13 protein-coding genes are annotated in these 14732 nt (G+C 66.8%); 3 read left to right on the top strand and 10 right to left on the bottom strand.

Annotation, left to right across the window (positions count from 1 at the left end):
- Positions 1 to 13: 13 nt before the first annotated feature.
- Entirely contained in the window at positions 14 to 2170 is a 2157-nt protein-coding gene (locus SPHN_RS07565) for a transglycosylase domain-containing protein (RefSeq protein ID WP_248522511.1), read from the bottom strand.
- Positions 2171 to 2368: 198 nt separating this feature from the next.
- Here SPHN_RS07565 and SPHN_RS07570 point away from each other — a divergent pair, with 198 nt between their 5' ends.
- Complete coding sequence (locus tag SPHN_RS07570; protein WP_353460738.1) at positions 2369 to 2977, top strand: NADPH-dependent FMN reductase; 609 nt, start codon at positions 2369 to 2371, stop codon at positions 2975 to 2977.
- 339 nt (positions 2978 to 3316) lie between these two features.
- Here SPHN_RS07570 and SPHN_RS07575 read toward each other — a convergent pair whose 3' ends face one another.
- From SPHN_RS07575 to SPHN_RS07610, 8 genes are all read right to left on the bottom strand, one after another.
- Complete coding sequence (locus tag SPHN_RS07575; protein ID WP_248522515.1) at positions 3317 to 4348, bottom strand: sensor histidine kinase; 1032 nt, start codon at positions 4346 to 4348, stop codon at positions 3317 to 3319.
- Positions 4345 to 4785: a response regulator gene (locus SPHN_RS07580; protein ID WP_248522517.1), complete on the bottom strand. Its 441-nt coding sequence runs from the start codon at positions 4783 to 4785 to the stop codon at positions 4345 to 4347. The genes SPHN_RS07575 and SPHN_RS07580 overlap by 4 nt, the downstream gene beginning before the upstream one ends.
- Positions 4782 to 6290, bottom strand: coding sequence for a sensor histidine kinase (locus SPHN_RS07585; RefSeq protein ID WP_248522519.1), 1509 nt, complete (start codon positions 6288 to 6290; stop codon positions 4782 to 4784). Before SPHN_RS07585 ends, SPHN_RS07580 begins: the two co-directional genes overlap by 4 nt.
- A gap of 211 nt (positions 6291 to 6501) precedes the next feature.
- Positions 6502 to 7281 (bottom strand): exonuclease domain-containing protein, encoded by a 780-nt coding sequence (locus tag SPHN_RS07590; protein ID WP_248522521.1) that lies wholly within the window; start codon positions 7279 to 7281, stop codon positions 6502 to 6504.
- Between the two features lie 27 nt (positions 7282 to 7308).
- On the bottom strand, positions 7309 to 7758 hold the full coding sequence (locus tag SPHN_RS07595; protein ID WP_248522523.1) for a PH domain-containing protein: 450 nt from the start codon (positions 7756 to 7758) through the stop codon (positions 7309 to 7311).
- A 331-nt stretch (positions 7759 to 8089) separates the two neighbouring features.
- Entirely contained in the window at positions 8090 to 9463 is a 1374-nt protein-coding gene (pgmG, locus tag SPHN_RS07600; RefSeq protein WP_248522525.1) for a phosphoglucomutase/phosphomannomutase PgmG, read from the bottom strand.
- A gap of 145 nt (positions 9464 to 9608) precedes the next feature.
- On the bottom strand, positions 9609 to 9863 hold the full coding sequence (locus SPHN_RS07605; protein ID WP_248522527.1) for a DnaJ domain-containing protein: 255 nt from the start codon (positions 9861 to 9863) through the stop codon (positions 9609 to 9611).
- The gene (locus tag SPHN_RS07610) at positions 9860 to 10672 is read right to left on the bottom strand and encodes a division plane positioning ATPase MipZ (protein WP_248522968.1); all 813 of its coding nucleotides are present in this window, start codon (positions 10670 to 10672) and stop codon (positions 9860 to 9862) included. The genes SPHN_RS07605 and SPHN_RS07610 overlap by 4 nt, the downstream gene beginning before the upstream one ends.
- Positions 10673 to 10753: 81 nt before the next feature.
- Between SPHN_RS07610 and panC the strand changes: the two genes are divergently transcribed.
- The gene (gene panC, locus SPHN_RS07615) at positions 10754 to 11593 is read left to right on the top strand and encodes a pantoate--beta-alanine ligase (RefSeq protein WP_248522529.1); all 840 of its coding nucleotides are present in this window, start codon (positions 10754 to 10756) and stop codon (positions 11591 to 11593) included.
- Positions 11594 to 11670: 77 nt separating this feature from the next.
- Entirely contained in the window at positions 11671 to 11967 is a 297-nt protein-coding gene (locus SPHN_RS07620) for a hypothetical protein (protein WP_248522531.1), read from the top strand.
- A 144-nt stretch (positions 11968 to 12111) separates the two neighbouring features.
- Here SPHN_RS07620 and topA read toward each other — a convergent pair whose 3' ends face one another.
- Positions 12112 to 14730, bottom strand: a complete 2619-nt coding sequence (gene topA, locus SPHN_RS07625) for a type I DNA topoisomerase (RefSeq protein WP_248522533.1) — start codon at positions 14728 to 14730, stop codon at positions 12112 to 12114.
- Between the last annotated feature and the right edge of the window lie 2 nt (positions 14731 to 14732).

Below are 14732 nucleotides of genomic sequence, written 5' to 3' on the forward strand. Positions count from 1 at the left end.
CGGAGTGCGTGAGCTATTGTCCCTCGTAGGGCCCCGGTTCTTCCTCCGGCGGCCGGCGATCGTCGCGTGGTGGCGGAGCCTCCTCCCGGTCGCGGCGGGAGGGGCCGACCGAGATCGTCCCGTCCTCGCCCATCTTCAGGTTGAAGCCGAGCCCCTCGATCTCGCCACCGAGCGGCAGCACCGCATTGTCCTCATCCCCTGACGGCAACGCATCGGGATCGACCTCCTCGACCGGCGGTGGCGGCGCGGCAACCGGCGCGATCCCCAGCGCGGACTGCATGAAGTCGCGCCAGATCCGTGCCGGGATGCCGCCGCCCGACAGGCCGGGATTGGAGGAATTGTCGTCGTTGCCGACCCACACGCCGACCACCAGGTCGCGCGCGAAACCGACGAACAGCGCGTCCTTGTTGTCGGAGGTCGTGCCGGTCTTGCCGAACGCGTCGACGGTCAGGTTCGCCTGCCGCCCGGTGCCGTTGCGGATCGAGGCGGCGAGCAGGTCGAGCATTTCGTCGTGGATCTTGCTCGGCATCTCGGTCGCGCCGCCGGTCAACGACTGGTACCAGCCCTTCTCGCGCACGTCTGCGAGGCCGCGCGGCTGCACCGGATATTGCTCGCGCGCGATCGCGGCGTAGGCGGCGGTCAGCTCCAGTAGCGACACTGTCGACGTGCCGAGCCCGATCGTCGCCTCGTTCGGGATCGGGGTCGAGATGCCGAGATCGCGTGCCGCCTTGATCACCGCCTTCACGCCTACCTGTTGCGTGAGGCGCGCGGCGGCAACGTTGGACGAGCGCGCGAACGCCTGGCGCAGCGTGATCGTCCCTTGATAGCGACCGTCGCTGTTCTTGGGCGACCAGTCGCCGATCGTCACCGGGCTGTCCTCGATGGTCGAATCGGGGGTCATCCCCTGGCGCATCGCGGCGAGGTACACGAACAGCTTGAAGGTCGAGCCGGGCTGGCGGCGCGCCTGGGTCGCGCGGTTGAACGGGCTCTTGCGGTAATTCTTGCCGCCGACCATCGCGACGACACGGCCGTCGGGCCGCATCGCCACCAGCGCGACCTGCGCCTGACGCAGGCCCGCGCGCGCGACGGTACGCTCCGCGGCGCGTTGCAGCCGGGGATCGAGCGTCGTCTGGACGGTCGTTTCGGTCTTGATCTCGCCCGCCTGGTCGCGCGCCTCTGGCAGGATCCAGTCGGCGAAATAGGTCCCGTTGGGGAGTTGCCCCGGCCGGCTTGCGAGCACGCGCTGCGGCTGGACCGCGTCGCCCTCGGCCTTAGTGAGGAAGCCGGCGTCGACCATCGCGCCGACCACCACGGCCTCGCGCTTGCGTGCGCCTTCGAGGTTGGAGGTGGGGGCGAGCCGCGACGGCGCCTTGACCAGGCCGGCGAGCATCGCGGCCTGCCCGACGTTCAGCTTGTCGGGGGTGCGGCCGAAATAATGCTTGGCCGCCGCGCTGATCCCATAGGTGTTGTCGCCGAAATAGACATTCGAGAGGTAGCGCGAGAGGATCTCGTCCTTCGACAGCCAGGCCTCCAGCCAGAACGCGATCATAGCCTCGCGGATCTTTCGCGTCGCGGTGCGGTCCGAATCGAGGAACGCGTTCTTCGCGAGCTGTTGCGTGATCGTCGAGCCGCCCTGGCGGACGCCGCCCGAGCCCATGTTCGCCCAGGCCGCACGGGCGATGCCGCGCGGATCGACGCCCCAGTGCGAATAGAAGCGCCGGTCCTCGATCGCGAGAAACGCTTGCGTGACGTGCGGCGGCAGCGTGGCCACGTCGACCGGCTTGCCGATGATCGCGCCGCGTCGCGCGATCGGCGTGCCGTCGTCCGCGGTCAGCGTGATCGAGGGTGGGGTCGGCGGCTGCAGCGATTTCGACAACGGCGCGGTGATCGCCAGCCAGATGATCGCGATCACCAGCAGAACGATGCCGATGCCGAAGCCGCGCAGAATCCAGCGACCGATCGGGCGCTTGCGTCGCGGTGCGCGGGGCGTCGCGTAGGGCGCCTGCGCGTCGCGGTCGTCGTATGGCTCGGGCTCTCCGCCATCGCGCTCGCGATCGTATTTCTGGCGGAGGCGTTCGCGTTCGGTGATCAGCCGCTCGCGCTCATAGGCATAGGGCTCGCGATCGCCGCTTGAGCCGGAACGGGAAGTATCGAAGGGATCGGGGCGCATCGGTCGTTCCAGCGGGTCGGCCAAGCGGCGGACATCAGGTGTATTATCGTTATATGACAGCTCGGGCAAGCCTGTGTCCGGCGTATGCACATGCTTAACGTGTACCGGGGCTTAGCGACAGCGTCCGTGGTGGTCGTGGAGCGAGAACCGACCGAAGCGCTGTTGTCTTCGCGCGACGAAACGGAGAAGAGCGTGTCGATGACGTTCCAACAGGATGAAACCGTGGCTGCTCCCGATACTCTTCCCCTGGTTGTTGGCATTGGCGGCACGATCGGCGGCGTCTCGTCGACCGAGCGTGCGCTGCGGATCGCGCTCGATGCGGTCGAGAAACAGGGCTATCGCACGCAGATGTTCGGCGGCGCCAACATGGCGCGGCTGCCGCTGTACGATCCGAAGGCGACGACGCGGACCGCGGACGAACGCGCGTTCGTCGAGGCTGTGCGCGGGGCATCGGCGGTGATCATCGCCAGCCCGGGCTATCATGGCAGCATCTCGGGCGTGGTGAAGAACGCGCTCGATCTGCTGGAGGAAACCGCGCGCGACGAGCGGCCGTATCTGGCGGACATGCCGGTCGGGCTGATCGCCACCGCCTATGGCTGGCAGGCGACCGGCAGCACGATCGCGGCGTTGCGGTCGATCGTCCACGCGCTGCGCGGCTGGCCGACGCCGTTCGCGGCCGCGATCAACACGCAGGTGACGAAGTTCGACGATGAGGGCGGCGCGAACGACCCTGCGGTGCTCGAGCAGCTGCGGTTGGTGGGGCGTCAGGTGGCACGGTTCGCGCCGCTGTCCGAGCTGGCGAACTGAACGGAGCCGAGGAGTTCCAATTCGGTTCGTCCTGAGTAGCGGCTGAGCCTGTCGAAGCTGCGTATCGAAGGACAGGTTGTGTGCTTCGATACGCGCCCTCGATACGCTTCTGCGAAGCTACTCGGTCGCTACTAAGCACGAACGGACGATGGGTGGGGCGTACCGGCGGAAGGACCGACCGGCCCCGAAATCTCCCCCCCCCCGCCAGGGGGAGGTGTCGTCGAAGGTGACGGATGGGGAGGACACGGAGCAGGGGTTGTCGCTTACCTCCCCCTTCGACTGGCAAGGGCCAGCCACCTCCCCCAGGCGGGGGAGGATCATCGAATGAGCTTCAACCCGTTAGCGCACCGCCGCGCGCAATGTGGCGCGGACGCCGGTGTGGGACGGGTCGTATTCGACGATCGTCTGGAGGCTTTGCGCCATCGCCTTGATCAGCTTGGTGCCGAGACCGGTGCCGCGTGGGACGGCATCTTCGGGAATGCCGCAACCGTCATCCTCGACCGCCAGCAGGAAGATGTCGTCGTCGACCCGGCGCAGCGCGACCCGGACTTCGCCACCGCCGCTGGGATAAGCGTATTTGCACGCGTTGGTGACGAGTTCGGTGACGATCACGCCGAGCGACACCGCGCGGTCGGTCGGCAGGCGAATCGGCTCTGCGGCGAGGCTGAGCGCGCGCGGGAGGGCGTCGGTCGACCAGGTTTCGGCGAGTTCGTCGACCAGCGCGCCGAGATATTCCTGCATGTCGACGTTCTCGACGTCGTTGCTGGTGTAGAGTCGGCGGTGGACCTGCGCGATCGCCTGGATGCGGCGCTGCGTATCCTCCAGCGCCTCGCGGGCGGACGGATCGGTGAGCGCGGTCGCCTGGAGGCGGACCATCGCCGAGACGAGTTGCAGCGAGTTGGCAACGCGGTGGTTCACCTCGCCGAGCAACGCCTCGAGCCGGGCGTTGCTGGCGCGCAGGTCTGCCTCGGCGGACGCCTTTTGCTGTTCCAGCACCGATCGGGCGCGGACCTGTTCGAACGAGGCGGCGAGCAGGTCGAAGAAATCCTCGCCGACCGTCTTCACGACATAATCGGCGGCGCCGGCCTTCAGCGCGGCGACGGCGATGCGCCCTTCCTCGGAGCCGGTGACGTAGACGATCGGCGGATGATCGGGCAGGCGGCGGAGTGCTTCGAGCGTCTCGAGGCCGTCCATGCCGGGCATGTAGTGATCGACCGCGATCAGGTCGAAGCGCTCGGCCGCGGCCTTGACCACGCCCTCCGCACCGGTCTCGGCGACGGTCATGCGGTAGCCGCGGCGTTCGAGCGCACGCGCCGCCAGCCGCCGGATACCGGCGTCGTCGTCGATGTAGAGGACGCTTGGCCCGCTCACTCTGCTTCGGGAACCTGGATCACCGACAGGAACAGCCCGAGCTGGCGGATCGCCTGCGCGAAGCTCTCATAGTTCACCGGCTTGGTGATGTAGACGTTGCAGCCGAGATCGTAGCAGCGCTCGATCTCGACCTTGTCGTCGGTGGTGGTCAGTACGACGACCGGCGTGCGCTTGAGCGGGCTGCCCTCCGCCTTGATGCGCGCCAGGATGTCCGTCCCGCTCATGTCGGGCAGGTTGAGATCGAGCAGGATCATCGCCGGGCCGCTCTTCGCCGGGCCGTCGACCGCGTTGAACAGGAAATCCAGCGCGGTGGTGCCGTCGGTAAAGTGCTTGATATCGTTGAGGATACCGGCGCGACGGATGTTCTTCTCGATCAGCCGGGCATGGCCCTCGTCGTCCTCGATCATGACGATCCCGACGGTCTGGTGCTGGTTCATGCCTTGATATCCTGAATCGACAATTCGGTGGGAAGATTGAGGCGGAAGGTGGCGCCGTCGCCGAGCGTCGACTGCACGTCGATCGTCCCGCCGAGACGATAGGCGAGTGCGCGGACATGCGCGAGTCCGATGCCTTCGCCGGGCTGGTCCTGCGCGCCCGAGCGGCGGAACAGGTCGAACACGCGCTGGTGATCGCGCGGATCGATGCCGCGGCCATTGTCGATCACCGACAGGATCACGCGGTTGCGCTCCTTGTGCCCGGTCACGACAATCTCGCCGGGACGGCCGGGTTTCAGATATTTGGTCGCGTTCTCGATCAGGTTCGACAGGATCTGTTCGAGCGCGAGGCGATCGGTGACGACCGCCGGGATCGGTCGCTCGACCCGCACGACCGCGCCGCGATCGTCGATCACGTGCTGGATCGACCCGATGATCGTGTCGACCAGTTGCGCAGGGTCGACAGGCTCGGGCGCGATCGTCCGGCGGCCTTCGCGCGACAGCTTGAGGATGGCGTTGATCAGCCGGTCCATCTTCTGCGTCGAGGTGCGGATGAAACCGATCGCCTCGGGCAGGTCCTCGCGCGCCGCCAGCCGGGCGTCCTCGGTGAGGATGTGCGGCGCCTCGGCCTCGGCACGGTCGACCAGCTCGGCGAGCGGCCCGGCGGCAGTGGAGAGTTCGGCGGTGAAGCCCATCACGTTGACCAGCGGCGAGCGCAGGTCATGGCTGACGATATAGGCGAAGCGCTGGATTTCCTCGTTCGCGCGGCTGAGATCGGCGGTGCGCTCGGTGACCTGCTCCTCGAGCGTCTCGTTGAGATCGCGCAGGCTGTCGCGCGAGGTGGCGAGATCGGCGGTGTAGCGGCGGATCACCAGGATCGCGAGGATCGCGACGACCAGCAGCAGGATCGCGGCGAGCCCTGCGACCGAGAGGAACAGCGCGCTGGTCTGTTGCTGACGCCCGCTGCGGATCGCGAGCAGGCGGACCTCGTCGGCGGCCATCGCCTGCAGCCGGTAGCGGATGCCGCGCATCAGCGGCACGCTGGCATCGACCGCGAACCGGCGCTGGGCCTCGGCGATCCGGCCGCCTGCAACCAGCGCCATCGACTGCGCCCTGAGCGCGCGCAACCGGATGAAGCGCGGCTCGATCAGGTCGAGCCGTGCGATCTGGTTCGGATTGTCGGCGGTGAGACGGCGAAGCGTGGCGATCGACGGTGCGAGATTGCCCGCGCTCCGGGCGTAAGCGTCGGAAAACAGCGGCATCCCGGTCAGGATATAGCCGCGCCGCGCCGTCTCCGACTGCTCCATCTGGATATGCAGCGTGGCGACCGCCTGGCGGACATCCTGGGTGTGGAGGATCTCGGCGGTGTAGGTGCGGTTGCGGACGGTGATCCAGCCGATCGCAATCGCTGCAGCCGCCAGCGCGACGAAGCCGAGCGTCATGAAGGCGACCAGCCACCGCGCGACCCGACCTTCGGACGAGGGCAAATTCAAGCGTACGCGGACCATGGACTCGCGCTGTAAGGGAGTGCCGATCGTTACACCAGCGATACTGGATTGCCGCAGAGCAATCGGGGGTTACCTGATCCTCCCCCGCCAGGGGGAGGTGGCTGGCTCTTGCCAGACGGAGGGGGAGGATAGGGAACAGCGGTTTCCCTTACCTCCCCCTCCGACGCCTTCGGCGCCACCTCCCCCTGGCGGGGGAGGATTGAACCGGTTGCTACAGCAGCAAATCCTGCGCGCTGGCCTTGCCGACGCGACCGCCGCCACTGCGCCGGTCCATCTCGTGGTTGGCGGTGAAGCGGATGTCGGGATCGCGGTCGGTCATGAACGCCATCAGCGTCTCGTGATCGAGCTCGGACCATTCCTTGCCGCGATCGGGGCCGTAACGGACGCGCGGGATGAGGCCGGGATCGCGCGACCATTCGAGCAGTTGCGCGAAGCTCGCCTCGTTAAGCATGTCGCGCAGGTGGAACGCGGTGACGTACGCATCGGGAAATGCGCGGTGCGCCGGCAGGCCGCGCTCGTGCTCCATGCCGTGGGGCTTGCGCCAATAGCGCAACACCTGGTTCGAGAAGCTCGGGCTGTCGGGCCAGAGCCGCAGCGCGCATTTCCAGGTGCAGATCCACTCGGCGTCGCGGGTGAGCGCAGGCGTGCAGAATTTCTGCTCGAAATCCGCGCGATGTGCAGCAAGTGCCAAGCGGCGCGGCCACGGGTCGAGCACCTGACGCGCGCAGTCGTGCCAATACGGCGCGTCGGCGACATGCTCGTCGAGAATGTGGTGGATCGCCTGGGTGATCGGCGGGATCAGCCGGCCGGGATTGACGAGCAGGCTGCCGCCTTCGCCGTAGATCTCCCAGCGGCCATCTTCGCCGAGCGCGACGTCCTGCCAGCCGATCTCGCAGACGCCGTGCGCGGGCGGGGCCGAACCGGTGGTTTCCAGATCGACGACCCGGATCATCTGCGGTTGTGGTTTGGGCTTGGGATAGGGGGGCGCCATGCCCGCCATGTGGGGACAAAAGCGCGCTTAATCCAGCGCGTATGCGTCCTCCACGTCGAGTTCGCGAACGCCGCGGCGCTGGCGCGCGCGGTCGACCAGCTTGCGCAGGCCTTCGCGACGATCGCGCGCCATCGGGATATCGCGCAGGGTGAACTCGCCGCCCGCCGTCGTGCGGTCGCTGGACGTGAGGATGATCGTGCCGATGTCGGTTATCTGGTTGAGCAGCGAATAGCCGAGCCGGACGTCCTTGATCCGGTAGAGCTCGATCTCGTCGATCGTCTTGAACAGGATGCCGCGCTTGATGATCAGACGCTGATCGGTGATCTCGTAGGAGGTGCTGCGATTCTTGAGCCAGCGTACGCCGATGATGACGAAACCGACGCCGGCAAGACAGGTTAGCATCGTGCCCCAACCGGCGAAACTGCCGAGCAGCCAGCGGCGCGTGCTGGAGCGGAATTCGTCGACTGGGCGCTCCACGGGGGACTCCTTGGGGTGGTGGTTAGGACGGTAGGCGAGGGTGATGGCGTGTCAATCGCCCTTCCGTTCTCCCGCGAAGGCGGGAGTCCAGGGCTCCAGGCGCCGGCATTCGTGATTCCTGGACCCCCGCCTTCGCGGGGGAACAGCTAGGTATGGGTGCCGCTGCTCGCCGTTCGGCGCACGCTGGGTGTTCGATTTTGCGACCACCGCTCAGCCCGCCCCACCCCGGCGGAGGCCGGGCCCATTTGGGGGACGTAGTTAACGAAGCGCGGCACTTCGTTATTTACACCTTTCCAACTGGGCCCCGGCCTCCGCCGGGGTGGTGGTTGTGTTACCGTGCCGATCTCACGACACGGCTCACCGCGAGTTGCGCGTCTACCTCGGCAAGCAACGCATCGAGCGCCGCTTCGCTCTTCGCCTCGGCGCGCACCGTCAGCATCGCCTGCGTGTTCGACGCGCGGAGGAGCCACCACCCGGCAGCGGTCGTCACCCTCGCCCCATCGGTAAGGTCCATCTCCGCACCGTCCGACTTCAGCCGCGCGATCACCTCGTCCACTACCGCGAACTTCCGCGCATCCTCGACCGGAAACCGCAGATCCGGTGTCGCTACCAGCGCCGGCATCGCGTCCCGCAATTCCGTCAACGAGCGCCCCGACAGATGCACCGCGCGGATCAGTCGCACCGCCGCGTATTGCGCGTCGTCGAACCCGAAATATTCGCCTGCGAAGAACAGATGCCCGCTCAGTTCGCCGCCTAGCGGCGCGCCGGTGCTGGTCATCGCCTGCTTCATCAGGCTGTGACCGGTCGGCGCCATCACCGGCTCGCCGCCCAATTCCGTGATTCGGTCGAACAGGGCCTGTGACGACTTCACGTCGGCGACGATCGGCGCGCCGGGGTGCTCGCGCAGCGCAGGTTCGACCAATATGGAGAGAATCTGATCCCCCAAGATCACCCGGCCCGAGCCGTCGATCGCCCCGATCCGGTCGCCATCGCCATCGAAGGCCAGTCCGAAATCGAGGTTTTTCTCCGCGACCAAGCGTTTCAGAGCGGCGAGGTTCGCCTCTTCGGTAGGATCGGGATGATGGTTGGGAAAATTGCCGTCGACATCGGCGAAGATCACATGATGCTCACCCGGCAGCAGTTGCACGAGCTTCTCGATCACCGGGCCGGCGGCGGCGTTCCCCGTGTCCCAGCCGATCCGGTACGCGCCGCCCGCATAACCCGCCATCAGCCGATCGACATAAGTGTCGAGCACATCGGCGGTCGTGACCTCGCCCGCGCCTTCGCTCCAGGCGCCCGAGGCGGCGAGCGCGGCGAGCTCCTGGATGTCGTCGCCGAAAAATGGCGCATGCGCGTGCACCATCTTGAAGCCGTTATACTCGGGGGGATTGTGGCTGCCGGTTACCTGGATGCCGCCATCCACTTCTAGCGTGGCCTCGGCGTAATAGAGCATCGGCGAGGTGCTGAGGCCGATCCGGACGACGTCGACGCCGCCTGCGGTGAGGCCCGACACGAGCGCGGCTTCGAGCTCGGGGGAAGAGTTGCGGCCATCGTAGCCGACGACCACGCGGTGGCCGCCAGCCGCGCGGATGCGGGTGGCGAATCCGCGACCGATCGCGACCGCGTCGGCGGGGCCGAGCGCTTTGCCGACGATCCCGCGGATGTCGTATTCGCGGAGCGAGGTCGGGTCGAACTGGTGGGTCATGGGCCTCTCGCTAGTCGTAGTGGTGCGGGAATAGCGCCCTACCACCGTCACCCCGGACTTGTTCCGGGGGCCACGGTGCCGCGCTCTCATAACTATCAAGAGTGCGGAACGGTGGATGCCGGAACAAGCCCGGCATGACGGGGGGTTACCGGGTCCGCTTCAGCAGGAGGTCGCGCGCGGCGTTTACGCGGCGGGTCAGGTCGGTAGAGCCGCCGCGGTCGGGGTGAACCGAGGCGATCAGGCGGCGGTGTGCGCTGCGGATCGCGTCTGCGTCCGCGCTGCGGTCTATGCCAAGGATCGACCTAGCCTCTGCTTCATCGGTTACGACGCGCTGCTTCGGCTTGGGCCGCAGGTAATGCCAGGCCGCCCAGATAAACAGCGCGGCGACGATCCACTTCACGCAGCGACGTCCGGTGCGCGCTCGGCGACCACCTCGGGCAGCTGCAACGCCGCCATCATCTCGCGCAGTTCCTGGCGCGCGGCGACATGCGCCAGGCCCATGCTGCCGAACGCCTTCGAGTCGATCATCGTCAGGCCGGCGGGGAACATCTCACGGTAGATCACGCGCTCGCCGAGCCCTGGGATGATCCGGAAGCCGACGCGCTTGGCCAGTTGCGCGAGCGCATCCGACACGCGGCGCATGTTGCGCGCCTCGATATGCTGGAGGCGGTTGCGCAGCACGACCCAGTCGATCGTCGTGCCGTCGGCGCGCGCGCGCTGTTTCCGCGCATCCCAGATCAGTTCGGAATAGAAGCTCGGCCGCGTCACCTGGTAGGTCTCGGGATCGACCTGGCCGATCAGGTCGAAATCGACGAAACTGTCGTTCATCGGCGTGACCAAGGTGTTCGCCAGCGCCGCCGCAGTGCGCGCGAACGGATCGTCGCGACCCGGCGTGTCGACGACGAGGAAGTCCGAGCCCTCGCACAGCGAATGCCAGAGGTCCTCGAACTGGTCCTCGCTTTGCTCCGACAGCGTGGCGTGGCGCGGCATCGGCAGCACCGAGCCGTTGCGCTTCATCGTCTCGGCGCGGTTGTCGAGATAGCGGCCGACGGTGCGCTGGCGGTGATCCAGATCGAGACACGCGACGCGCGCGCCCTTGGCGGCAAGCGCGATCGCGACGTGCACCGCGGTCGTCGACTTGCCCGTACCGCCCTTCTCGTTGGCGAACACGATCACATGCGGCGAAGCTTGGGGAGAATCCGGGCCCATGGCCAACGCGCGTTTCCTTATTGATCGAGACTGTCACCCTTCATAGAAGCCGCGACCGCACTTATCGAGTAGGAGTTTCACGTGGACACCGTCCGGGACCTTAATGCGTTGCGCGAAAGCGTCGCCGCCTTTCGTGCGGCGGGGCAGCGCGTCGCGCTCGTCCCGACGATGGGCGCGCTCCACGCCGGCCATGTCGCGCTGATCGAGGCGGCGAAGCGGCCGGGGACCAAGGTGGTCGCGTCGATCTTCGTCAACCCGACCCAGTTCGGGCCGAACGAGGATCTGTCGCGCTATCCGCGGCGCGAGATGGCCGATATCCGGATGCTCAACGAGGCCGGGTGCGACCTGCTCTGGCTGCCGACGGTCGAGACGATGTATCCCGATGGTTTCGCGACGACGGTGCATGTCTCGGGCGTCAGCGACGGCTTCGACGGCGCCTCACGGCCCGGCCATTTCGATGGCGTCGCGACGGTCGTGTCGAAGCTGTTCAACCAGGTCGAGCCCGACGCGGCCTATTTCGGCGAGAAGGATTATCAGCAACTGGCGGTGATCCGGCGGTTCGTAGCGGATCTCGATTTCGCGATCGATATCGTCGGGGTGCCGACGCAGCGCGATGACGATGGCTTGGCGATGTCGTCGCGTAACATCTATCTCGACGATGAGCAGCGCAAGCAGGCAGTCGCCTTACCGCGCGCCCTGGGCGTCGCCGCCCGGGCGATCGCGAGGGGGGAGGACGTCGAGTCGGTGCTGGACGATGCGCGGACGACGTTGGTCGGGGCGGGGTTCACGATCGACTACGTTGCTTTGGCCGATGCCGAGACGCTGGCGGAGAACCCGGCGGCGGATCGCCCGCGGCGATTGCTGGCGGCGGCGCGAATGGGCTCGACGCGGTTGATCGACAACATCGCGATAGAGTTGTAAAAAACGAGCGTTAACCCATTAACCATTTCGTAGCGGGAATCGCCGCAATCTGTCCCCACGAACATTGGGGGCAAACCATGCGTAGCAATCTCAAGAGCGCGAATTTCATGATCGAACGCCGTCTGGCGGATGCCGCGCGCGGCGATGGCCGGGCGTGTTACGATCTGGGGATGGTGTATTCGACGGGGACGTCGGGCGTCGTCCTCGACCTGATCGAGGCGCATAAGTGGTTCAACCTGGCGGCGGTGTCGGGGAACATCGCGGCGCAGGAATGCCGTGCGGAGATCGCCGAGGACATGACCGCGCGGGAAATCTCGGTGGCGCAGCGCGCCGCGCGGGATTGGATGCAGCTGACACAACGGCGGGCTGCTTAAGCTAGCTTCTCGATCCTCCCCCGCCAGGGGGAGGTGGCTGGCACTTGCCAGACGGAGGTGGCGGTAAGCGACGACCTCTGTTCCGTGTCCTCCCCCTCCGTCACCTTCGGTGCCACCTCCTCCTGGCGGGGGAGGATCGAGCGTTCAGGCTTCCGCTTTCTTCTTTGGAGCGGCTTTCTTGGCGGGGGCCTTTTTGGCTGGTGCCTTCTTCGCTGGAGCCTTGGCCTCTGCCGCGTCCTTCGCTACTGCTGTCTTGGCTGAGGCCTTCTTTGCCGCCGGTTTCTTGGCAGGCGCTTTCTTCTTCTTCGTCGCCGGGGCCGCGGCAGCGCGCGCGTCGATCAGCGAGGCGGCTTCCTCCAGCGTCAGCTGGTCCTTCTCGATCGACTTGGGCAGCGTCGCGTTGGTCGTGCCGTCGGTGACGTACGCACCGTAACGCCCCTCCATCAGCTTGATCTCGGCCTCGGTGCGAGGATGGTTCCCGAGTATCTTCAACGGGGCCTGTGCGCCGCGCTGCTGGCGACCACCACCGGCGGCGGCTTCGGCGAGCTTCACCACGGCCGCGTTCATCCCCGTCTCGAACACGTCGGCGGTCGAGGTAAGCCGCGCGTATTTGCCCGCGTGCTTGAGATACGGACCATAGCGGCCGATCGCCGCGGTGATCGGCTCGCCGGTTTCGGGATGCGTGCCGATGGTCCGCGGCAGCGACAGCAGTTTCAGCGCCCATTCGAGATCGAGTTCGCCGATATCCTTCGGGATCGACGCCATTTTCCGCGCCTCGCCTTCGCCGATCTGGATGTACGGGCCGAACCGTCCCGACTTGCGCTCGACCGGCAGGTTCGTCTCCGGATCGACGCCGAGCGTCGACGGGCCCGCATCCGCCTCGGCGTCGCCGCCGGGCTGCGCGAAGCGGCGCGTGTATTTGCACTCGGGGTAGTTCGAGCACGCGATGAACGCGCCGAACTTGCCGCCGCGCAGCGCGAGCTGGCCCTCGCCGCAATTCGGGCAGAGCCGCGGATCGCCGCCGTCAGCCTTGGCCGGGAACAGGTAGGGCGCGAGGAAGGTGTCGAGTTCGGCGGTGATCGCGGAGGGCTGCTGCTCCATCACCTCGTTGGTGCGCGGCTTGAAGTCGCGCCAGAACGCGTCGAGCACCGACTGCCACTGCGCACGGCCGCCGGAGACGTCGTCGAGTTCCTCCTCGAGTTCGGCGGTGTAGTCGTAGCCGACATATTTCTCGAAGAAGCGCTCGAGGAACGCCGTCACGAGACGCCCGCTCTCCTCGGCGAAGAAGCGGTTCTTCTCGATGCGGACGTACGCGCGGTCCTTCAGCGTCTTGATGATCGACGCATAGGTGGACGGGCGGCCGATGCCGAGCTCCTCCATGCGCTTGACCAGCGAGGCTTCGGAGAAGCGCGGCGGTGGCTGGGTGAAATGCTGCTCGGCGTCGACCTTCTTCTTGGCGGGCGCATCGCCTTCGCGCATCCGTGGCAGGCGACGGGCATCCTCGTCGGCCGAGTCGTCCGACCCTTCCTCATACAGCGCGAGGTAGCCGGGGAAGAGCACGACCTGGCCGGTGGCGCGCAGGATGTTGCGGCCGGTACCGTCGGCCATCTCAACCGTGGTGCGCTCCATGCGGGCGGACGCCATCTGGCTGGCCAGCGCGCGCTTGAAGATCAGGTCGTAGAGGCGCGCGTGATCGCCGCCGCCGGCCTTGTCCTTGCCGAAGTCGGTCGGGCGGATCGCTTCGTGCGCTTCCTGCGCGTTCTTCGCCTTCGACTGGTATTGGCGTGGCTTGTCGGGGACATAGCTCGCGTCGAAGCGGTTCGCGACGGCGAGGCGCGCGGCGCTGATCGCGCTGCTGTCCATCTGCACGCCGTCGGTACGCATATAGGTGATCGCGCCGTCCTCGTAGAGGCCCTGCGCGATCCGCATCGTATGATCGGCGGAGAAACCAAGTTTCCGCGATGCCTCCTGCTGCAAGGTCGACGTCGTGAAGGGCGGCGGCGGGTTGCGACCGGCGGGCTTGGTCTCGACCGACTGGACCGAGAAATTGCCATCAAGCACCGCCTGCTTGGCGCGCAGGGCATCGCCCTCGTTACCGATCGAGAGGCGGTCGAGCTTGTTGCCCTCGAACTGCGTGAGGCGCGCGGTGAACGCGGTGCCGTCATGCTCCATATCGGCCGTCACCGACCAATATTCCTGCGGCTTGAAGACGTCGATCTCGCGCTCGCGCTGGACGATCAGGCGGAGCGAGACGGACTGGACGCGACCGGCGGACTTGGCACCGGGCAGCTTGCGCCACAGCACCGGCGAGAGCGTAAAGCCGACCAGATAATCGAGCGCACGGCGGGCGCGGTAGGCATCGATCAGATCGTCGTCGAGCTCGCGCGGGTTCTTCATCGCCTCGGTGACGGTCGCCTTGGTGATCGCGTTGAAGGTGACTCGCTCGACCTCCTTGGGCAGTGCCTTCCGCGCGCGCAGCACCTCGCGGACGTGCCACGAGATCGCTTCGCCCTCGCGATCCGGATCGGTCGCGAGGATCAGGCGGTCGGCGAGCTTGGCGAGATCGGTGATCGCCTTCAGCTGCTTCGACTTGTCCGCGTAATTCTCCCACGTCATCGCGAACGCATCGTCGGGATCGACCGAACCGTCCTTGGGCGGCAGGTCGCGGACATGGCCGTAGCTGGCCAGGACGCGGTAATCGCTGCCCAGATACTTCTCGATGGTTTTGGCCTTGGCAGGCGATTCGACGATGACAAGCTGCATGG

This window comes from Sphingomonas faeni (assembly GCF_023195535.1).
GTDB lineage: Bacteria > Pseudomonadota > Alphaproteobacteria > Sphingomonadales > Sphingomonadaceae > Sphingomonas > Sphingomonas faeni_B.